The 19,237-nt window shown below is 70.2% G+C and carries 16 protein-coding genes and 1 pseudogene; 9 read left to right on the forward strand and 8 right to left on the reverse strand.

Features of this window, described 5'->3' with window-relative positions:
* Positions 1–385 precede the first annotated feature (385 nt).
* The 6 genes from AB0L34_RS11300 to AB0L34_RS11325 are packed head-to-tail and all read left to right on the forward strand — an operon-like array spanning position 386 to position 6,248.
* Positions 386–1,198, forward strand: coding sequence for a GntR family transcriptional regulator (locus tag AB0L34_RS11300; RefSeq protein WP_363703976.1), 813 nt, complete (start codon positions 386–388; stop codon positions 1,196–1,198).
* A gap of 14 nt (positions 1,199–1,212) precedes the next feature.
* Positions 1,213–1,833, forward strand: coding sequence for an ECF transporter S component (locus AB0L34_RS11305; RefSeq protein WP_363703978.1), 621 nt, complete (start codon positions 1,213–1,215; stop codon positions 1,831–1,833).
* Positions 1,830–2,606 (forward strand): hypothetical protein, encoded by a 777-nt coding sequence (locus tag AB0L34_RS11310; protein WP_363703980.1) that lies wholly within the window; start codon positions 1,830–1,832, stop codon positions 2,604–2,606. Before AB0L34_RS11305 ends, AB0L34_RS11310 begins: the two co-directional genes overlap by 4 nt.
* Positions 2,603–4,369: an energy-coupling factor transporter ATPase gene (locus tag AB0L34_RS11315; protein WP_363703982.1), complete on the forward strand. Its 1,767-nt coding sequence runs from the start codon at positions 2,603–2,605 to the stop codon at positions 4,367–4,369. Before AB0L34_RS11310 ends, AB0L34_RS11315 begins: the two co-directional genes overlap by 4 nt.
* Entirely contained in the window at positions 4,369–5,175 is an 807-nt protein-coding gene (locus AB0L34_RS11320) for an energy-coupling factor transporter transmembrane component T (RefSeq protein WP_363703984.1), read from the forward strand. Before AB0L34_RS11315 ends, AB0L34_RS11320 begins: the two co-directional genes overlap by 1 nt.
* A gap of 32 nt (positions 5,176–5,207) precedes the next feature.
* On the forward strand, positions 5,208–6,248 hold the full coding sequence (locus AB0L34_RS11325; RefSeq protein ID WP_363703986.1) for an ADP-ribosylglycohydrolase family protein: 1,041 nt from the start codon (positions 5,208–5,210) through the stop codon (positions 6,246–6,248).
* A gap of 269 nt (positions 6,249–6,517) precedes the next feature.
* Here the strand turns inward: AB0L34_RS11325 and rph are convergent, their stop codons facing one another.
* On the reverse strand, positions 6,518–9,118 hold the full coding sequence (gene rph, locus AB0L34_RS11330; protein ID WP_363703988.1) for a rifamycin-inactivating phosphotransferase: 2,601 nt from the start codon (positions 9,116–9,118) through the stop codon (positions 6,518–6,520).
* A 584-nt stretch (positions 9,119–9,702) separates the two neighbouring features.
* Here rph and AB0L34_RS11335 point away from each other — a divergent pair.
* Positions 9,703–10,311, forward strand: a complete 609-nt coding sequence (locus tag AB0L34_RS11335; protein WP_363703990.1) for a dihydrofolate reductase family protein — start codon at positions 9,703–9,705, stop codon at positions 10,309–10,311.
* 102 nt (positions 10,312–10,413) lie between these two features.
* On the opposite strand, the gene AB0L34_RS11340 is transcribed toward AB0L34_RS11335, so the two are convergent.
* Together AB0L34_RS11340 and AB0L34_RS11345 are read right to left on the reverse strand one after the other, a co-directional pair.
* Positions 10,414–10,854, reverse strand: a complete 441-nt coding sequence (locus tag AB0L34_RS11340; protein ID WP_363703992.1) for a hypothetical protein — start codon at positions 10,852–10,854, stop codon at positions 10,414–10,416.
* Positions 10,855–11,103: 249 nt separating this feature from the next.
* A complete protein-coding gene (locus tag AB0L34_RS11345) occupies positions 11,104–12,426 on the reverse strand; it encodes an aspartate aminotransferase family protein (protein WP_363703994.1) in 1,323 nt (440 codons plus the stop codon).
* An 85-nt stretch (positions 12,427–12,511) separates the two neighbouring features.
* Between AB0L34_RS11345 and AB0L34_RS11350 the strand changes: the two genes are divergently transcribed.
* On the forward strand, positions 12,512–13,495 hold the full coding sequence (locus tag AB0L34_RS11350; RefSeq protein ID WP_363703996.1) for a LysR family transcriptional regulator: 984 nt from the start codon (positions 12,512–12,514) through the stop codon (positions 13,493–13,495).
* 79 nt (positions 13,496–13,574) lie between these two features.
* Here the strand turns inward: AB0L34_RS11350 and AB0L34_RS11355 are convergent, their stop codons facing one another.
* The 4 genes from AB0L34_RS11355 to AB0L34_RS11370 all read right to left on the reverse strand — a co-directional run bounded on the left by AB0L34_RS11355 (position 13,575) and on the right by AB0L34_RS11370 (position 16,949).
* Positions 13,575–15,383: a glycoside hydrolase family 15 protein gene (locus AB0L34_RS11355; protein WP_363703998.1), complete on the reverse strand. Its 1,809-nt coding sequence runs from the start codon at positions 15,381–15,383 to the stop codon at positions 13,575–13,577.
* Between the two features lie 34 nt (positions 15,384–15,417).
* The gene (locus AB0L34_RS11360; protein WP_363704000.1) at positions 15,418–15,894 is read right to left on the reverse strand and encodes a hypothetical protein; all 477 of its coding nucleotides are present in this window, start codon (positions 15,892–15,894) and stop codon (positions 15,418–15,420) included.
* Positions 15,895–16,271: 377 nt separating this feature from the next.
* On the reverse strand, positions 16,272–16,424 hold the full coding sequence (locus tag AB0L34_RS11365; protein ID WP_363704002.1) for a DUF2231 domain-containing protein: 153 nt from the start codon (positions 16,422–16,424) through the stop codon (positions 16,272–16,274).
* Between the two features lie 198 nt (positions 16,425–16,622).
* Positions 16,623–16,949, reverse strand: coding sequence for a hypothetical protein (locus tag AB0L34_RS11370; protein ID WP_357464578.1), 327 nt, complete (start codon positions 16,947–16,949; stop codon positions 16,623–16,625).
* Positions 16,950–17,634: 685 nt separating this feature from the next.
* On the opposite strand from AB0L34_RS11370, the pseudogene AB0L34_RS11375 reads away from it, so the two are divergent.
* Positions 17,635–18,153 (forward strand): annotated as a pseudogene (locus AB0L34_RS11375) (HAD-IC family P-type ATPase); the annotation flags it as partial.
* A gap of 89 nt (positions 18,154–18,242) precedes the next feature.
* On the opposite strand, the gene AB0L34_RS11380 reads toward AB0L34_RS11375, so the two are convergent.
* Positions 18,243–19,112: a F510_1955 family glycosylhydrolase gene (locus AB0L34_RS11380; protein ID WP_363704004.1), complete on the reverse strand. Its 870-nt coding sequence runs from the start codon at positions 19,110–19,112 to the stop codon at positions 18,243–18,245.
* Positions 19,113–19,237 lie beyond the last annotated feature (125 nt).

The raw sequence follows: 19,237 nt of genomic DNA on the forward strand, positions 1-19,237 counted from the left end.
TCTGGGCCTTCCTGGAACGACATTGCCGTGGATCGGTTGCGCCTGGCGCTCGCGTAAACGCGTACGTCTATGGGAGGCCCGGATGCCTCCGGGTGGCTGGTTCACGAACCTCGCTGGATCGTGGCCAGGGTCAAGGCCGCCGGTGGCGCCACCCGGCCCCGGTTTCGCGAGCGCTGGCGCAGTGCGGGCCGGAAGGTCCGGCAGTCGGCCTCGAAACCGGACCCGCCGGGCGCGGTCGACCAGGAGCAGGCCCCGGCCGGGCCGCGCATCGGCCACTCGGACGAGTCGGGGAGTCCGTCGCGGGGTCACTCCACCAGACACAGCTTGACCAGGCCATTGTCATTGGGCGGTTATTGGTCTAGCGTCCAGGACCAATAACCGCCCAATGTTCGAGGTGATCATGTACGAGCCCGCCGACATCAGCGATGTCGTCGTCGACGAGACCCGGCCGGTACCCGCGTACTACCAGGTCTACGAGGCGTTGCGGCAGCGGCTCGGCGGCTCCGACCTTCCCCCGGGCAGCCGGCTGCCCACAGAACGGGCCATGGCCGAGCAGTTGGGCGTGAGCCGGGCCACGGTCCGCGAGGCGCTGACCCGCCTCGAACGCGACGGGCTCGTCAACCGGCGGCAGGGCGACGGTACGTACGTGGCCGAACCCCGGGTCGAGCACGACATGCGGTTCCTGCACGGGTTCTCCGCCGAACTGGCCCGGCGCGGGCACCGGGTCCGCTCGAAGGTCCTCGCCATGGGCGCCGTCCGTCCCTCCGCCCGGCTCTGCGAGGTCCTCCGGGTCGCCGACGGCCCGGACACGGTGATCGAGCTGCGCCGGGTCCGTTCCCTCGACGGCAGCCCGGTGTCGCTGGAGACGGTGTGGCTCTCCGCCGACCGGTGCGCCCCCCTGCTCGGCATCGACCTGAACGACCGGTCGCTCTACGACTCGCTGCGCGCCTTCGGCATCCAGCCGGTACGCGGGCACGAGCAGCTCACCGCCACCGTCCTCGACGACTTCGAGGCGACCTGCCTCGACCAGCGGGTCGGCGCCCCCGCCTTCCTGGTCGAACGGGTCACCTACGACGCCGCCGATCGCGCAGTCGAGTACGTCAAGAGCGTCCTGCGCGCCGATCGGTTCACCATCCGCACCGACCTCGACCTCGAGGCGGCCCGTTCTTCGCACACACCCCCCACCACCGAAAGCTGACCGGAGGTTCCCCCATGAGCGAGCGCAGCGAGCGAAACATCAAGCACGGTCCGAACGAGCCTCGTGACGGTCTCCGAGCGCAGAAAGAAACCGGCCCGAGCAATGCCGAAGCCCGGCGGGTCGAACGCCGTCGCGGTGCCGCGCGCTTCTTCACCCCCCGCCGGATCGCCCGCATCGCCATCCTCGTCGCGCTCAGCGCCGTCGGCGCGTTCATCAAGCTGCCCAGCCCGACCGGCACGGTGGCGCTCGACTCCGCGCCCGCCTTCCTCGCCGCCGCCGCGTTCAGCCCGCTCGAAGGGTCCATCGTCGGGGCGCTCGGGCACCTGCTCTCCGCCCTGACCACCGGTTTCCCGCTCGGCCTCCCCGTCCACCTGCTGGTCGCGGCCGAGATGGCCGTCTTCGTGGCGATCTTCGGCCTGCTGGCCCGCCGGGTGAACATCTGGCTCGCGATCGTCGTCGGCATCGTGCTCAACGGGGTCGGCGGCGCCGCCATCATGATCCCGATCGGCGGCGTCGGACTCTTCGCCGCGCTCGTGTTGCCGCTCACCGTCGGGTCGGCGATCAACATCCTGGTCGCTGCCGCCGCGACCCGGGCCCTGCGCTCCGCCGGCCTCGCAGAGGAGGAGACCAGATGACCGGCGCGGTACGCGGCGTCCGGCGAATCCGGGACCTCACCGTACTCGACCTCACCGACAGCTGCCTGGTCGTCGCCTGCGACTCGGTGGGCGGCATCGGCCCGAAGCCGCACGACACGGTGGCCGTACCGGCGTCGACCACCGCGCACTTCGCCACCCGCGTGCCGTTGCTGGAGGTGCTCTGCGCCGGAGCCACCCCGACCCTCGTGGTCAACACGCTCTGCGTGGAGGCCGACCCGCAGGGCCGGGAGATGATCGCCGCGGTCGTCGCGCTCGCCGCCGAGGTCGGCCTCGACGCCGACCGGGTCACCGGTACGACCGAGGACAACGTCCCCACCGTCGCCACCGGCATCGGGGTGACCGTCCTCGGCGAGGCGGCTCACGGGGCGTTGCGCCCCGGGGCCTCCCGCTCGGGAGACGTGGTGGTCTGCCTGGGCCTGCCCCGCTCGGCGCCCCGGGACCGGGTCGTCCCCGGCCACCCCGACCTGGTCGGCCTCGCCGACCTGCGGGCCCTGCTCGACAGCGGCGTCGTCCACGACGCGCTTCCGGTGGGCTCCAAGGGCCTGGCCTGGGAGGTGCCGCAGCTCGCGGCCAGCGCCGGGCTCACCGTCGACTGGCGGACCGACCATCCCGTACCGGTCGACCGCTCCGCCGGCCCGTCGGCGTGCGTCCTGGTGAGCTGCCGCCCGACCGACCTGACCACGGTCCGTGCCGCCTTCCCCGATTCGCTGCCGGTGAGCGTGGTCGCCGACCTGACCGAGGAGGCACCATGACCACCCGAGGACTGACCCGAGCCGCCGGTGGCGAGTCGCGGGGCACCGGCGACCCGGACGCCGTACTGCGCGCCGACGGCGTCGGCTTCCGGTACCGGTCGGCCACCGAGCGCCAGCTCACCGACGTCTCCTTCCAGATCCGGCGCGGCGAGCGGGTCGCCGTCATGGGCGCCACCGGGGCCGGGAAGACCACCCTGTTGATGATGTTCAACGGGCTCATCCCGCACCATCACGACGGTGAGATGCACGGGTACCTGACCGCGGTCGGCCTGGACACCGTCGAACACGACGTGGTCGACCTGGTCCGGCACGTCGGCCTGGTCATGCAGGACCCGGAGTCGCAGATCACCGGCCGGCTCGCGCTGGACGACGCGGCGGTCGGCCCGGCGAACCTCGGGCTGCCCCGCGCCGAGGTGCTCGACCGGGCCCGCCGGGCCCTCGACGCGGTCGGCCTCGGCGAGCTGGCCGACCGGGACACCGGGCAGATGTCCGGTGGGCAGCAGCAGCGGCTGGCCATCGCCGGCATCCTGGCCATGGCTCCGGAGATCCTCGTGCTCGACGAGCCGACCAGCGAACTGGACCCGGCCGGTACGGCCCAGGTGTTCGCGGTGGTGGAGCAGGCCGCCGCCGACCGGGACCGGACCGTGGTCCTGGTCGAGCACGAGCCGGAACTCGTGGCGCAGTGGGCCGACCGGCTGATCGTCCTGCACGACGGTGCCCTCGTACACGACGGCCCACCGGCGGAGTTCTTCGCCGCCGCGGAACGGGCCGAGGCGGTGGGACTGCGACCACCGCAGGTGACCACCGTCTGCCACGCGCTCCAGCGGGCCGGCCGGCTGCCCGCCGACCGGACGGCGGTGACCCTGGACGAGGCGGTCGCCGTGCTCCAGGACCGGCTGCCGGTCACCGCCCGGGCACGCACCAGCGCCCGGGAACCGCAGCCTGCGGTTGCGGCGGGCGCGGCCGTCGTGATCGAGGCGACCGGCCTCGGCCACCGCTACCCCTCCGGGGTCCAGGCCCTGTCCGACGTGGACGTCCGGGTCCGGGAAGGCGAGTTCGTCGCCCTGCTCGGCCGTAACGGCGCCGGGAAGACGACCTTCGCCCGGCACCTCAACGGCCTGCTCCGTCCCACTGCCGGCCAGCTGCGGGTGTATGGCCGCCCCACCGGCGACCGCTCGGTCAGCGACCTGGCCACCGACGTCGGATACGTCTTCCAGAATCCGGACCACCAGATCTTCGCCCCGACCGTCCGCGACGAGGTCGCGTTCGGGCTGCGCAACGCGGGCTGGGCGGAGGACCGGATCGAGGAGAAGGTACGCGAGGTGCTCGACCTGGTGGGCATGCGCGCCCACCTCGACCACCACCCGTTCCGGCTCGGTAAGGGGCAGCGGCAGCGGCTGGCGGTGGCCAGCGTCCTGGCCCTGGAACCCCGGATCCTCATCGTCGACGAGCCGACGACCGGCCAGGACTGGCGCGGCGCGCGGGCGATCATGGACCTGGTCCGCGAGTTGAACCGGGCCGGCCGGACCATCCTGATGGTCACTCACGACATGCCCCTGGTCGCCGAGTACGCGCATCGGGCGCTGGTGTTCGATGCCGGGCGGCTCCGCGCCGACCTCCCGGTGGCCGACCTCTTCGCCGACGAGGAGCTGCTCGCCGGGACCCAACTCGTCGCACCCCAGGTGACCCGCCTGGCCCGGCGGCTCGGGCTGCCCCCGGTCACCACCGTGGAAGCGTTCGTCGAACTGTGGGAGGAAGCCTGATGTTCCTCGAGTACCGGCCCGGCACGAGCTTCTTCCACCGGATGGACGTCCGCACCAAACTCCTCGTCTTCGTGGTCGCGGTGGTGTTGACCTTCCAGTTCGCCCACCCGCTGCCCAACGCGCTGCTGGCCGTCGGCTCGCTGCTGCTCCTGCCCGCGCTGGGCGTGCCGGGGCGGCAGGTGGGCAAGCTGCTGGCGCCCCTGGCCCCGGTCGTCGTCCTGATTCTGGTCTTCGCGGCGCTCAGTCGGGGTCCCGGTGACTTCGGCTCGTCATCCTCCGCCCGGGTGCTGGTGCACCTCTGGTTCGGTGACGGCCTGCCGTTGACCGTCGGCGGCCTGGCCCACGGCGCCAATCTGGGACTGCGGATCCTCACCATGGTGTGCCTGACCGCCGCGCTGATCGTCAGTACGCCGGTGGAGCACTTCGTCGCCCTGATGCGCATGGCCCGGCTGCCGTTTCCGGTGGTCTTCATCGTGATGACCGCCCTGCGGTTCGTCCCGACCATGCAGCACCGGGCCAACCAGGTGCTGGACGCCCAGCGGGCCCGGGGCGCGAAGATCGACGGCGGGATGATCGGTGCGATTCGCGCCTACACCACCATCATGGTGCCGCTCTTCTCCACCGGCATCCGGATGTCCGAGGAGTTGGCCGCCGCGATGCTCAACCGCGGCTACGGCATTACCCGGCAGCCCACCGCGCTGACCATCCTGCGTCCGACCTGGCGTGATCCCGCCATCGCCGCGCTGACCGCCGTGGTGGTCGGCGTGGTCGTCTGGGCCCGGCTGACGGGGTGGGGATCGTTGTGACCACTGTAGAACCGATGAATGGAGTACCCGACATGACCGACCGAGCGACGCTGGACACCGTGACCACGGCGGATCGGGCCCGGGGCTGCCTAGCCGGGGTCGCGCTCGGCGACGCCATGGGCATGCCCGGCGAGCTGTGGCCACGCCAGCGGGTCGTGTCGACCTTCGGCTGGATCGACCGTTTCCTTCCCGGCCCGGACGGCCACTTCGTGGTGGACGGCTTCGTCGCCGGCCAGGTCACCGACGACACGCAGCAGACGTACATGCTTGCCGAGGCAATCCTCGCCGCAGGCGGCACCGTGGACACCGCCGTGGTCGCCCGGCACCTCGTCGAGTGGGCCGACCGGGTGGGGGCGAGCGAGGGTAACTTCCTCGGCCCCAGTTCGGCCCAGGCGATCCGGCGGCTCCGGGAGGGGGCCGACCCGGCGGAGACCGGCAAGGGCGGGGAGACCAACGGCGCCGCGATGCGGATCGCCCCGGTCGGCCTGCTGCACCGCAGCGAGCGACTCGACGCGCTGGTCGACGCAGTGGTGGCCGCCTCGCTGATGTCCCACCACACCAGCGTGGCAATCAGTGGCGCCAGCCTCGTCGCGGGCACCATCAGCGCCGCTGTCGAGGCGCCTGACCCGGCCGACCGGCCCACCCGGCTGGCCGAGGCGCTGGAGGTCGGGTACGAGGCGGGCCGGCTCGGCGCGACCCGGGGCGAGCAGGTGGTCAGCCCCTCGGTGGTCCGCCGCGCCCGGTGGGCCGCCGACCTGGCGCGGCAGCCCGGGGACGACGTCGACTTCCTCGCGGACCTCTACGACCTGGTCGGTGGCGGCGTGGCGACCGCCGAGACGGTGCCCGCCGCGGTCGGTCTGCTGGTCCGCTCGGACGCGGACCCGGTGCGCTGCGCCGTGCTGGCGGCGAACCTCGGCGGGGACACCGACACCATCGGCGCGATCGCGACCGGGATGGCCGGCGCGGTCAGCGGGCTCTCCGCCATCCCCCGGGACCTGTTCGACCAGCTCCGGGCGGTCAACGGGATCGACCCCGAAAAGCTCGCCGACGCGCTGCTCGACCACCGTCACTGACCTGCACCGGGGTGTGATCCTCGGCGACCCGCACGGGTGACTCGCCGTACTCGTGCTTCGGCAACGGTCACCGGCCGCCGTGGACGGTGGAGGTCACGTGGGGGTGCCGTTCGCGCGGCACCGCCCGTGACGTCCCCGTCCACGGGCGGTCGCCGCCTGACCGCTCCGGGCGCTCGTGATCGAAGTCAGCGTTCGTCGGAAGTCCATGCCGCTCATGTCGCTGGCCGGAGCCTTTGGCAAGCTCGGACAACCATCTCGGCCGACGGGACTCAGGGAAGGATCTCGACGTACCCGTCGGTTCCGTGCACGCGAATCCGCTGCCCATCCCGGATCAGCGTGGTCGCATGCTCCACACCGACGACGGCGGGCAGGCCGTACTCCCGGGCGACCACCGCCCCGTGGGTCATGAGGCCGCCCGCCTCCGTCACCAACCCCTCAACCGCGACGAACAGGGGTGACCAGCTCGGGTCGGTGTAGGCGGTGACCAGGATGTCGCCTGGTGCGAGATCGGCCTCGGACATGTCCAGGATGACGCGAGCCCGCCCCTCGACGATTCCACCGGAAACCGGGAGGCCGACCAGCGCGCCGTGCGGCACGTCGTCCCGTCGGTACGCCCCGGCGATGCCTTCCCCTTCCGACGTGAGCACCCGGGGCGGTGTGAGCGCTTGGTGCGACCTGAACGCGTCCTTGCGCCGCCGGATGAGCTGATCATCCACCTGGTTCGTGCGCACGACGTCGTGAAGCTCCTGGAACGTCAGGTAGAAGCTGTCTTCCCTCTCGCGAAGCACGTTGGCCTGCACGAGGCGCTCGGCCTCCTTGAGCAGGGCCTGCTTGTAGACGAGGTAGCGGCTGACAATGGCGTACTTCGGATACTCCCGGTACCCGATGAAGGTGCGGACCCGGTCGATCATTCGCTTGGTTTCTTCGGCTTTCCGTTCCCCGTCCGGCATGGCCCGCAAGCGCTTGAGGACGTCGTGTTCCTTCTTCTCCGCCTCCTGGCGTCCTTGCTCGAAGCGCCGCTCGCGTGCGCCCGGCTCGAAGTTCCGGATGTTGTCGAGGATGAGGGGCACCAGCGTGGTGGGGCGTTCGCTCCAGCGCGGCCTCGTGATGTCGATCTCGCCGACGCAGCGCATGCCGTACCTGTCGAGGTAGGCCCTGATGGCGTCTCGCGCATCCTGGCCGCCCGGGAGTTCGGTCAGCTCATCCATAAAGCCTTCGTCCTCGACCTCCTGCAGGAAGGTCACGACCTCCGGATGCGGGCGGATGACGTCGGCGACGTCCAGGAGCGCCAGCCCCATCTCCGACGTGACGTTGTGGGGCGCGGACAACGTGAGCGCGTCGGCCGCGTTCTTTTCGCCCAGCCACGCCTGCAGCTGCTCGTTGAGCCACCACGAGGCTTCCATCCCCGCCATGATCACCTGCATGCTTCGCTGATTGCCGAGGAGCCGCTTGTGCTCCTGGAAGGACGCCAGGAGGAAGTCGAACAGCGCCGGCCCGGACTTCGTCGCGATGTCGCGCTGCAAGGTGGCGATGGACTCCTGGCTGCGTTCGATCAGGTCGGTGACGACGGCCGGATCGGTCTCGACCGGTGTGGGGGCGCCGCCGCCAGCGGGCGGCCCTGGTGGGCCCGGATCGGGCAGCGACGGGATGAAGTCGCCGCGGTCGATGACGGTCTCCAGCGCGTCCCTGGTCAGCGGATCGGATCTTCCCACGAGCTCCAGGAGGCCGGCGCGGCTCGACGGCGATGCCAGGGCCCGGGTGACGTCGACGAACAGTCGACCACCGGCGTCGTGCATCGGCGCGAGGGCCGTCAGCTGCCACACGGAGAGCCCCAGGGGCTTCATGGGGTCCGTCATCATCTGCTGGTGACCGACGGAGACGTAGACGTGGTTGGCTCCGTCGTCCGTCTCGGGGACGGGGAACAGCGTGGTGATGGGCCGGCTCTGGACGATCTGGAAGTCATCGTCGACCAGGCACCATTCGACGTCCTGCGGGTGGCCGAAGTGGGCTTCGATCCGCCGGCCCAGCTGCACCAGCCGCACGACCTGTGCATCCGTCAGCGCCGGCTGCTCCTGCCGCTCCGAGTCGACCGCCTGTTCCTTCGTCCCGCCAGCCGGCAGGGCGTGGATGGCAAGTCGCTTGGTGGCGATCGCCTTGTCGATGATCTCACCGTCGCGCACCTTGTAGGCGTCCGCGTTCACCAGCCCGGAGACCAGAGCCTCGCCGAGGCCGAAGCTGGCCTCCACAGCGGCGACCTTCCGGTTGGACGTGACGGGGTCGGCCGTGAACAGGACACCGGCCACCTGCGGAAAGACCATCTTCTGCACGACAACGGCCATGTGGACCGCGCGGTGGTCGATGCCGTTGCGCTGACGGTAGGTCACGGCCCGTTCGGTGAACAGCGAGGCCCAGCACCGGCTGACGTGCTGGCGGATCGCCGTCAGCCCCATGATGTTCAGGTACGTGTCCTGCTGCCCCGCGAAGGAGGCCGTCGGCAGGTCCTCTGCCGTCGCGCTGGACCGGACGGCGTAGGCAGCTCGCTCACCCAGCTGGGTGAGCGCCCGGGTGAGGGCTGCCGCCACGTCGTCGGGGAGGACGACCGCTTCGATGGTCCGGCGGATCTCCGCACTGAGCGTGCGGATCGTCTCCCGGTCGTCCGGCTTCAGGCGCGACAGCTGATCGAGCCGGCCGTCGATCGACGGCGCTTCGGCCATGATCCGCCGGAAGGCGTTCGTTGTCACGCAAAAACCAGCCGGCACGCTGACGCCGTCGATCCGTGATAACGCCCCCAGGTGCGCGCCCTTGCCGCCAACGATCGCGGCCTGTGTCTCGTCGACCTCTTGGAGACTCAACACGTACTGCTCGATCATCGCGTTACCTCCGAGGCAGCCGTCCTCCGCTGCGCTCCACCGACCGGGCGGATCACCCGCGTCTCGAGCTCGGTCCAACCTTCTCGGGTTGCCCTCAATTCTGCCTGCCTTCCCCGGTGACGGTCGGCTGGCCGCTCCGCCCATTCGGGCGGTGCGCACACCCACATCTGCGCGTCGATCGGCCGCAACCGCACCCTGAACGCGACCAGCCGTTCGACGTCACCGCGCCTCCCATAGGTCGTCAACAACGCTCGCACGTCGTGCCCTCATTTCTTCGGCCATTTCTTGGGTCCGGCCGACGATTCTGCGGTAGGCCCCGGGTCTTGCGGCAAGCCCCCCAGTGCGATATACGTTAAGTTGGGACCGATCACTTTGTTGTTGTTCGCTGCATTCTGAAGCCCTCCTTTGAAGCGGTGGCATGGCGCGAACGGCGGTCCACATTGCCAGCCCGGCAGGATGTCGAATCGGCCTACGTGCGGCTGCGCAAAACTCGTATCCTCGACCACCATCCTCGACGAACTCGGACCCACCGCCCCCGACGACTACCTCACCCGCCCCCGAACGCATGAAGGAGAGAGACCAAAATGGGAAGGGCGATCTGCGACATCACGATCTCGGCCGACGGGTACTCGGCCGGGCTCAACCAGACCGAGGAACGCCCGTTCGGCGACGACGGCGGCGACGGCTCGGGCGGCAAGCTGCACGCCTGGATGTTCGACACTCCCTCCGAGAACCGGGCCGAGGTCGACCAGATGACCGCCGCCAAGGCATTCGTCATGGGGCGCAACATGTTCGGCCCAGTGCGTGGCGAGTGGGATCGGCAGTGGAACGGCTGGTGGGGCGACGACCCACCGTTCCACGCCCCGGTCTTCGTGCTCACCCACCACGCGCGCCACCCGCAGCCGATGGACGGCGGCACCACGTTCTACTTCGTCACCGACGGAGTCGAGTCGGCACTGGCACAGGCACGCGCGGTGGCCGGCGACAGCGATGTCGCGATCCTGGGCGGCGCGACCACCATCAACCAGTACCTCGCCGCCGGCCTGATCGACGAGCTGCGGCTGCACATCGTGCCGCTCACGCTCGGTGCCGGCACGCGGCTGTTCGAGGGTGTCCCGCCGCTGAAACTCGAGCAGGTGACGTCGCGAGCCGCGACATCGGTTACGCACGTGACCTACCGTGTGCTGTCCTGAGCTGGACGGTGTTGTTGCTCGGAACGGTCCGCGGCCGCGCCGGGCCCGGCTGAGGTGAGTCGCCAGCGTTGACGGGCCTGCCTCCAGGCGGGCGGTGGGAGCTCACCCGTCCTTCGTCCAGAGTCGGACCGAGCCATCGTAGGTGGCGCTGGCGAGCACCCGCCCGGCCCCGCCGACGGCCACCGACGTCACCGCACCTCCCGGGTGAGCCAGAGTCTCCAGCCGCTCGACGCCAGCGACGTCCCACAGTTCGACTTCGCCGTCGCCCTGCTCGCCGACTGCGAACCCGACGACCAGGGTCCGGCCGTCCGGCGTGAACGCCAACGAGTTGGCCGCCTTGTCATCCGCCTCGATTGTGGCGGTGTTCGTCCGGGACGCGACGTCCCACAGCATCACGGTCTCGGTGGCCCCGTCGTCATTGCCGCCACCCGTGGCGAGCACGTCGCCGGCGGGGCTGAAGGCGAGCGCCCGCAGATGGGTGTTCGGCGGCAGGGTCAGGGTGCCGACCACCTTCCGGGTTCCGATCTCCCACAGAGTAGCCATGGTGGGGCGAGGGCCAGTGCGCCGACGACGAACAGCAGCGCGGGAAGGACGAGTCGGCGTCGGCGGCGATTCGGCGCTGCTCCCACCCGGATAATCCTAACGACGTCGTGCATCGTCGCGAATCATTGAGCATCGATGATCGTTATCCATGCCGTGGTAGGTGCTGACGCCCGACGCCGCACTCGATCCGATGTGCGTCGGCGGCCAGGTGATGCCGTCAGCGCCGACGGGAACGGGTGACGCGGCCGGTCAGGCCGGCGCCGCTTCGCCGATCGCCTGGTCCAGGATTTCCAGACCGAGGGCCAGTTCCTCTCGCGTCGTGGTGAGGGGCGGGGCGATCCGGAAGGTGCTTCCCATGCCGGGCAGTTGCACGACGTTCATGTGGAGGCCGAGTTCGAGGCAGCGGCGGGTGACCTGGGCACCGAGGACGTCCGAGCCTTCACGCGTTTCCCGGTCGAGGACGAGTTCGATCCCCTGCATCAGGCCGCGCCCCCGTACGTCTCCCACCACGTCGTGCCGGTCCCTGATGTCAAGCAGGCCGGCGCGCAGGAACTCGCCCAGCTCCCGTGCCCGTATGTCCATCTGCTCCTGTTGGAGGACGTCGAGCACGGTGTTGCCGACGGCGGCGACGAGGGGGTCGGACACGTGTGTGGTGTAGAAGAGGTAACCCCGCTCGTGTGCCCGTTGTTCGATCTCTTCGGTCGTGATCACCGCGGCGAGCGGTAGGCCGGCGCCCAGCGTCTTGGAGAGCGTGAGGATGTCGGGCACGATGCCGTCGCGTTGGAAGGCGTACCACGTGCCGGTGCGGCACAGACCGGTCTGCGCCTCGTCGACGATCAGCAGCATGCCACGCTCGCGGCACTTGCGCGCCAGGGCGGCGAAGTAGCCCGGCGGTGGCTCGATGATGCCGCCCGAGCTGAGGATCGGCTCGACGATGCACGCCGCGAGGCTCCCCGACGACTGGGCATCGACGAGGGCGAAGCCGTAGTCGAGCTGCCGCTGCCAGTCGAACTCGCCGTCGGAGGTGGTGAAGTCGGGGCGGTACGGGTTGGGCGTGGGGATCGCGAAGTTTCCCGGCGGCGTAGGCCCGTAGCCCCGGTGGCCGGCGCTGTAGGTTGCGGCGGCCGCGGCGTGCGTCATGCCGTGCCACGACTTGGCGAAGGCGACGACCTCGTGTTTGCCCGTCACGAGCTTCGCCATCCGAATGGCCGCCTCGTTCGACTCGGCGCCGGTCGTCAGCAGCAGCGCCTTCTCGAGTGGCGGGGGGAGGGACTCGGCGAGCCGGCGCGCGAGGTCGACGACCGGGCGCGACAGCATGCCGCTGAATAGATGGTCCAGGCTGGCGATCTCCCGCTGCACCGTGTGGACGATCGCGGGATGACAGTGGCCGAGAATGGCGCTCATCTGACCTGAGGTAAAGTCCAGGATCTGCCGGCCGTCGGCGGTGTACACGAAGCTGCCGGCCGCGCGCTCGATGATCTCGGGAGTGAACGGACCGCCGTAGCGCACCAGATGGCGGTCGACGTCAGACCAGAACTGTTCGGCGGTACTCCGCTCCGTAGTCAGCGTCATACGCCTCACGATAGGGCCGTTCGTTATACGCGAAAAGCTGAGGTTTCTGGCTACGCTGTGCGGAAATCGCGTACAAGGAGTTCCGATGCGGCTGAACACGGCGCGCCTGGAGATGCTCAGCCTGCTGGACGGCCTCGGCACCATGCGGGCCGTCGCCGCGGCCCTGCACATGAGTCCGTCGGCAGTGTCGGCGCAGCTGGCGGTCCTGGAGGCGGAGACCCACACCGAACTCCTGCGGCGTACCGGCCGCCGCGTACAGCTCACGCCTGCCGGGCGCACGCTCGCCCGACACGCCCGCATCATCCTCGACCAGATCAAGGCCGCCGAGGTGGACTTGCGGGGCCTCTCCGGACAACCGACGGGACCGGTACGCCTCGCGGCTTTCTCCAGCGCCGTACAGGCCGTCGTCATTCCGCTCGCCGCCCGGCTCCGGAAGACACATCCCAGGATCGAGCTTGAGGTCGCCGAACTCGATCCGCAGGCCAGCCAACCGGCCCTGCGTCGCGGCGACTACGACATCATCGTGACGGCGGACTTCATCGACGGGTCCATGCCGCTGCATCCTGACGTGCACAACATCCCTCTGCTCACCGATGCCATTGTGCTCGTGTTGCCACGGTCGCAGGCCGCATCGGACGAGCCGGTAGACCTGGCCGACTTCGCCGATGCTGCGTGGTCCATCGACATGCCCGGCACGTACCTGTCGAACCTGGTGACGAGTACCTGCCGGCAGGCCGGCTTCGAGCCGGTGGTGGCTGGCCGGTTCGCCAGCTACGAGCTGCTCCTGGCGCATGTCGAAGCCGGCCTGTCCGTGTCGCTCCTGCCCGAGCTTGCCGTCGACCGTCGCTACCACGTTGACACCCGCCCGCTGCGCCGGCCGTTGAGCCGCCACGTCTATGCGGCCGTGCGCAGCCGACCAGCACTCACCGCCGCGAGCCAGATTGTCCTGGACGAACTGTGCGGCCTCGCGAGGACGTCCTCCAACGTCTGGCGAGACGGGTCCGACCGCCGGCCGTTGGGGGCCAGGTGGCCGGCCGCGACGGCGGAGGTGGCGACGCAAAGCAGGTGAGGCATCTGCCGGGCCGGTACCGCGGACTTGGTCGTCCTTGAACCAGCGGGTTGGCGATGGCCGCCACCGTGACGGGTGGCTAGGGGGCGTCTCGAATCGCGAGTGCGGCCTGGACGAGCGCGGCGTGGGTCAGCGTCTGGGGGTAGTTGCCGAGGTGGGCGCCGGTCGCGGGGTCCAACTCCTCGGCGTAGAGCCCGAGCGGGCTGGCGTGGTCGAGCATGGTCTGGAACAGCTCGAGCGCCTCGGTGCGGCGCCCGGTGCGGACGAGGGCTTGAACGAGCCAGAACGAGCAGGGCAGGAACGCGCCTTCGGTACCGGGGAAGCCGTCACGTCCCGGCGGGTAGCGGTAGAGGAGGGGACCACCAGCGGAAAGTCTGTCCCGAATGGCGTCGATGGTGCCATGCACACGGGGCGAGTCGACGCTGTCCATGCCCAACAGCGGCAGGACGAGCAGGGCCGCGTCGAGGTCCTGGCAGCCGTAGCTGCGGACGTAGCTGTTCGTCGTCGGGTCGAAGCCGCGTGTCCGGACCTCGGCGGCGATGGCATCTCGGGCTTTCTGCCAGCGCCGACGTTGGCGGTCTGGCAGTGGGTGGGTGTCGGCGATGCGCAGGGCCCGGTCCAAGGCGAGCCAGCCCATGAGCTTGGAATGTACGTGTTGGTCGGGTTCGCGGACCTCCCAAATGCCGGCGTCGGGCTCCTGCCAGCGAAGGGCGACCAGGTCGGCGAAGCCGCGCACCGCGCGCCACGTCTCCGTGTAGAGGCGGTGTCCGGACTGCGCGAACGCCCAGGCGGCGTCGATCACCCAGCCGTAGCCGTCGAGTTGGTGTTGCCCGGCAGCGCCGTTGCCGATCCGTACCGGAAGGCTGCCGAGATAGCCGGTCCAGCCGGGCACCTCCCGTTCCGCGGGTACGTGGCGGCCGTGGAGGGTGAGTAGGGCCGGCAGGCGTGGCCGCTGCAGCCGGCTGGCGTGCAACAGCCACGCGAGGAAACCGTGGGCTTCGGCTGCCTTGCCGACGCTGAGGAAGGCGCTGACGCCGATGCTGGCGTCACGGGGCCAGACGTAGCGGTAGTCCCAGTTCCGCACCCCGCCGGGATCCTCGGGCAAGGACGTCGTGGGTGCCGCCACCGGGGCCTGCGAGGGCGAGTAGGTCAACAGCCGCAGGGTCAGCAGGCTTCGTACGACGTGCTCCCGGAACGGCAGCGACGCGTCGATTTCGGTGCTCCAGGCACGCCATCGGTTCTCGTCCTCGACGAGCAGTTCCCAGGCTGCAGCCGGTTCGACGTGGATCAGCGGCTCGCGGTGGGCCACGGCCAGTACGAGGGTGATCGGTCGGCCCGGCCTGACCGTGATCGGGGCAGGTCGGCCTGGCTCGATGGTGAGGTCGGGTGCGGCGACCAGAGAGACCGCGAGCGACCCCCAATCACACAACAGGGCCCGGCGCCGGCGGTGGACTCGGGGCCTGCGGTGCCGTACGCCGAGGCGGGGGTCGAACTCGACGACAGCGTCCACCGTCGCCCCCTCGGCCGACAGGCGCCGGACGATCAGTGTCGTGGGCAGCAGGCGACCGCTGACCTCGGCCACCATGGCCTCGGTGAGGGTGAGGCGGCTGCTGCCCGCCGCCCAGGTCGTCGTCAGTGTGGCGGTGTGCTGCCGGTAACGTCGTTCGACGACCGTGGCCGGCCCGGCTGGGCCGAGCCGGAAGGTTCCGGCGTCCGGGCCCCCGACCAGCCGGCCGAACAGCGGCTCGCCGTCGAAGCGGGGCAGGCAGAGCCAGTCCATCGCGCCGTCAGAGGCGACGAGGGCAGCGGTGCGTGTGTCACCCAGCAGCCCGTAGTCGCTGATGGGCGCCGGGGGCCGAGGCCACGTCACGTCGGGCCCGCCAGTCATGGAGATGGTTTCCTGTCGAGTCGCGTGACGCCGGTCAGTCGGCCTGAAGGAGCAGTCCGAGGACGCTTCCGTAGATGATGTGGACGACGGCCGCGACCGCGGGAGTTTGGACCCCGTAGTTGAGGGCGAACAGGCCAGGCGGCTCCAACACGGCTGTGCTTGCCGGGCCCGCCCGTTGCGAGGCCATGCGCGGGTGGAAACCCGGAAGCAGCGGCAGGAGAATCGTCAGCGCGATCCCGACGTGGAGGCTCCCGATCAGCGCCCCGATCCACCAGGTGGCGCGGTGCAGCAGGGCGAACATGGCCGCGTAGCCGAGGGCGAAGCCCTGACCGGCGCAGAGGTGGATGAAGAACCCGACGACCCGGGCGCGGTCGGGATCCTCGGTGACGATGGTCCCGAGTACCAGGGGAATGTCGAGGCGAGTAAGGCCGGCCAGTTGTGCAGTGATCAGCGCTGCGGTGAGCGCCACGGTAGCGACCAACCCGAACAACGCCCATCCGGCCCAGTCCATCTCAGCAGCGGTCGACGTCGCGACTGTTCACAGGTGGCACGACGAGTGCTCCGGCCGGCTCAGCCCCGCCTCTCGTCCTGCCCGGCAAGCCTGTGCCGCGGGCTTGGGCGACGGTACGCCCGGTGGTGGCCAACCGCTGGACTGTGCTCGACCCAGCTGGTTGCGGAGTTTCGTGTCTGCTTGCCATCAGCCCGGTCCACCCCTCGTTCGATCGGAGATTCAGGCGTGCTTGTGGGACAGCGAACTCGGCGCCTTCACGTCGGCGCCGTCGTCCACGCCGACCCCGGGCCGCTCGACCAGGCTCGCCGCCAAGCCATCCGGTAACACCGGCCAGGGCCGCACCGGCGAAACCGAACACCAGGGCGAGGACCCCGCTGTCAGCCCACCGATGATCCCGCCGCGATCATGTAACCCGCCGCCAGGGCGAACCCCGGGCGGTCGGCGGCCAGATACACGATGTCGAAGATCACCGCGGTGGCAAGCAGCCCCGAGGGGAACACGATCAACATTGGGTGGATCGCGTGCCCCACGACCGCACTCCGTCTCCTGCTCTGCGGGCATCACTGACCCCGACCACCGGCGGTTCTTCGCGGGCAGCCGACCGCTGCCCGCGAAGAACCTCCTCAAGCCTTCGTCACCCCGACCACCCGGTTGCCGGCATGCTGGTCCACCGGCGAGCCGGACCCGCTGATACCGGCGCGCTGGAGCGACTCGAGCGGCTCCCGGTCCTACTCCACGTCGACGTCAACGTCGACGTTGCCGATGCAGACGACGACGTTGTTGGGCTGAGTCCTGTTGTCGTTCGTCGTTTCGACCGCTGCGGACTGCTCGACGCTGACGTCGCTGTCCCGGATGGTGTTGTCCTTGATGATTTGGGCGACGATCACTTCGTTGCTCTGCTCGGTGTTCGCGCAGACAACCTCGGTGCGGTCCCAGGCCCCGGGCTCCGGGTGTCCGTAGGGCGCGGCGAGCGCGGCGGCGGGCGTACCGAGCAGCAGGGCGGCGCTGCCCAGCGCTACCCCGCCGGCGAGCCGGGTCAGAAACCTCTTGGACATGTCCCTCACTCCCTTCTGGTCGGCTCAGGAAGACGAGCCACGACGAACATAAGAAGGATTCATGTCCGGTCGGAGTGCTTTCCAGGTTTTTGAGGCGAACATGCCTTCAGCTGCTATAAGTAGTTGTTTCACATTCTGGGGTGGTTGGCCCGGTTCAGGTGGGCGCTCACCAGGTCGCCCGGTTCTCAGCGATGGCGACGATCCCTTCTTCGGCGGGGGTTGATGCCGTCGGGAGCCTTGGCGGCCGTCATGACCTGCTCGTGTTTGCTCGGCGCGCTGTCGACCGGGGTCGGCGATCCATCCGGTGGCAGCGAGGACAACGGCTGCCTCGGTCCCGATCGCCAGTGGGGTCGGGAAGTTGGGCGTCCGGCCGTACGCGGCGACAGCGGCGACCGCGGCTGCGACGGCGGGCGGCGGCAGAAGTGTCCCTGTGCATGCTGTCCCGTCTGCTGCTGGAGCCTCCTGGCTCGCCCTCGCTCCCGGTGGCTGCGACACGACGAGGGTGTACCCGCCTCCCCGGGTCAGGGTTCGATACGGCTGGGGGGTAGGGGTGACGTCCCGTGCTGCCCGTCGGGCTTCCGAACCGTCGTTGTAGCAGGGGAGGAGTGGGTCATGGCCCGACGGAACCATATACCCCTAGGGGGTATATGGTTCCGGTTGGAGGTGGACGGCGCATGGGGGTTAGATCGTGATGATTACCGGGGATGCCCGGCCGGTCGCCGAGGCGGTCGCTGCTGATCTGGGGTTCCGGCCGGGGGTGGACGAGGTCTTCGCCGAGGTGTTGCCCGCGGACAAGGACCGGGCGGTCGCGGAGTTGCAGGCCCGGGGGCTGACCGTGGCGATGGTCGGCGACGGTGTGAACGACGCGCCGGCCCTGGCCCGCGCCGACGTCGGTTTGGCGATCGGCGCCGGTACCGACGTCGCGATCGAGTCCGCGGGGGTCATCCTGGCCTCGTCGGACCCGCGGGGTGTCACGGGCGTGATCCGGCTGTCCCGCGCGTCGTACCGGAAGATGATCCAGAACCTGGTCTGGGCCGCCGGCTACAACGTGGTGGCGATCCCACTCGCCGCCGGCGTCCTGGCCTGGACGGGGTTCACCCTCAGCCCGGCCGTCGGCGCGGTGCTGATGTCCGCCTCCACCATCGTGGTGGCACTCAACGCCCAACTGCTACGCCGGGTCAAACTCACCCCCGCACAGCACTAACACACGTATGAACGGCGGCCCGGTCGAGACCATCCGACCGGGCCGCCACACACCTGGACAGACACAGGCGACTCGGGCACGTCGTCCGCTCAGGACGTCATCGGCTGCCACGTCACGCCCGAGTCGGCGCTGCGCAACACCCGGCCGTCCTCGGTGGCCAGGTAGATGAGGTTCTCGTGCACGGTGAGCGCGACCGGGGCGCCCGGTGCGCGGCCGGCGGTGGGCGACCAGGTCGCCGCACCGTCGACGGATCGCACCAGTGCGCCATCCGCCGTGACCGCCACCAGTTCCCGCGCAGACCAGTGCAGTAGCACCGCTGGCGGGCCGCCGGCCGGTGCCCAGGTGCGGCCACCGTCAGTGGAGCGGCGCGTGCCCTGTTCCGTGGTTGCCAGGAGGGTGTCCGGGCGGTGCGGGTCGACGGCCAGGTCGTAGGCCTCGATCGTGGAACGGGTCTGCCACGTGACCCGGTCAGTGCTGGCCATCAGGGCGCCGCTGGTCGAATCGAGGCCGTACACGATGCCGCCGGAAGAGCGCAGCAGGTGGAAGTCGGCCTGCCCGGCCAGGGACAGGGTCCGCCAGGAAAGGCCGGCATCGGTGCTGTGGACCAGCCCCAGGTGCCTCGGCCCGTCCTCGCCGGGTGCCGGGTGCCCGGAGGCGAGGAACTCGTCGGGGCCGGCCACCGTGAAGCCCATCGTGTCCTGGCGGCCGTCCCCGACCCGGGTCGCCTCGGCGCCGGAGAACCGGACCACTCCGTGGTGGGTGGCCACGTACAGCTGTCCGTCGGCGGGGTTCACGCCCAGGCCGTGCACGTGGCCCAGCCCGCCGCTGCCCAACGCCGACGAGCCGGTGGAGGTGGCGTCGCCACGCCAGCCGACGGCGGTGGCCGCGGCGGTGACCAGCAGGAGGACGCCGACCGCGACGCCGATCCATGCCAACCGATTCTGCCCCTTGTGGGCCACACCAAGCTCCCTTGCCTCGCCCTGCGACCTGCGGTGGCGGCACGGGATCATCCCGCGCCACCCCCCGATCGTATGCCATCTACTATTGCCGGATAGTAGTAGTGTCGTCGGGCGTCACGGTGCGG

It is taken from the genome of Micromonospora sp. NPDC052213 (genome assembly GCF_040679695.1).
In the GTDB taxonomy this organism is placed as follows: Bacteria; Actinomycetota; Actinomycetes; order Mycobacteriales; family Micromonosporaceae; genus Micromonospora.

What these genes read in the sequence shown, in the direction of transcription:
- AB0L34_RS11300 (WP_363703976.1), top strand. Translation starts at nt 386, where the DNA reads ATGTTCGAGGTGATCATGTACGAGCCCGCCGACATCAGCGATGTCGTC.
- AB0L34_RS11305 (WP_363703978.1), top strand. Translation starts at nt 1,213, where the DNA reads ATGAGCGAGCGCAGCGAGCGAAACATCAAGCACGGTCCGAACGAGCCT.
- AB0L34_RS11310 (WP_363703980.1), top strand. Translation starts at nt 1,830, where the DNA reads ATGACCGGCGCGGTACGCGGCGTCCGGCGAATCCGGGACCTCACCGTA.
- AB0L34_RS11315 (WP_363703982.1), top strand. Translation starts at nt 2,603, where the DNA reads ATGACCACCCGAGGACTGACCCGAGCCGCCGGTGGCGAGTCGCGGGGC.
- AB0L34_RS11320 (WP_363703984.1), top strand. Translation starts at nt 4,369, where the DNA reads ATGTTCCTCGAGTACCGGCCCGGCACGAGCTTCTTCCACCGGATGGAC.
- AB0L34_RS11325 (WP_363703986.1), top strand. Translation starts at nt 5,208, where the DNA reads ATGACCGACCGAGCGACGCTGGACACCGTGACCACGGCGGATCGGGCC.
- rph (WP_363703988.1), bottom strand. Translation starts at nt 9,118, where the DNA reads ATGATCGAGCAGTACGTGTTGAGTCTCCAAGAGGTCGACGAGACACAG.
- AB0L34_RS11335 (WP_363703990.1), top strand. Translation starts at nt 9,703, where the DNA reads ATGGGAAGGGCGATCTGCGACATCACGATCTCGGCCGACGGGTACTCG.
- AB0L34_RS11340 (WP_363703992.1), bottom strand. Translation starts at nt 10,854, where the DNA reads ATGGCTACTCTGTGGGAGATCGGAACCCGGAAGGTGGTCGGCACCCTG.
- AB0L34_RS11345 (WP_363703994.1), bottom strand. Translation starts at nt 12,426, where the DNA reads ATGACGCTGACTACGGAGCGGAGTACCGCCGAACAGTTCTGGTCTGAC.
- AB0L34_RS11350 (WP_363703996.1), top strand. Translation starts at nt 12,512, where the DNA reads ATGCGGCTGAACACGGCGCGCCTGGAGATGCTCAGCCTGCTGGACGGC.
- AB0L34_RS11355 (WP_363703998.1), bottom strand. Translation starts at nt 15,383, where the DNA reads ATGACTGGCGGGCCCGACGTGACGTGGCCTCGGCCCCCGGCGCCCATC.
- AB0L34_RS11360 (WP_363704000.1), bottom strand. Translation starts at nt 15,894, where the DNA reads ATGGACTGGGCCGGATGGGCGTTGTTCGGGTTGGTCGCTACCGTGGCG.
- AB0L34_RS11370 (WP_357464578.1), bottom strand. Translation starts at nt 16,949, where the DNA reads ATGTCCAAGAGGTTTCTGACCCGGCTCGCCGGCGGGGTAGCGCTGGGC.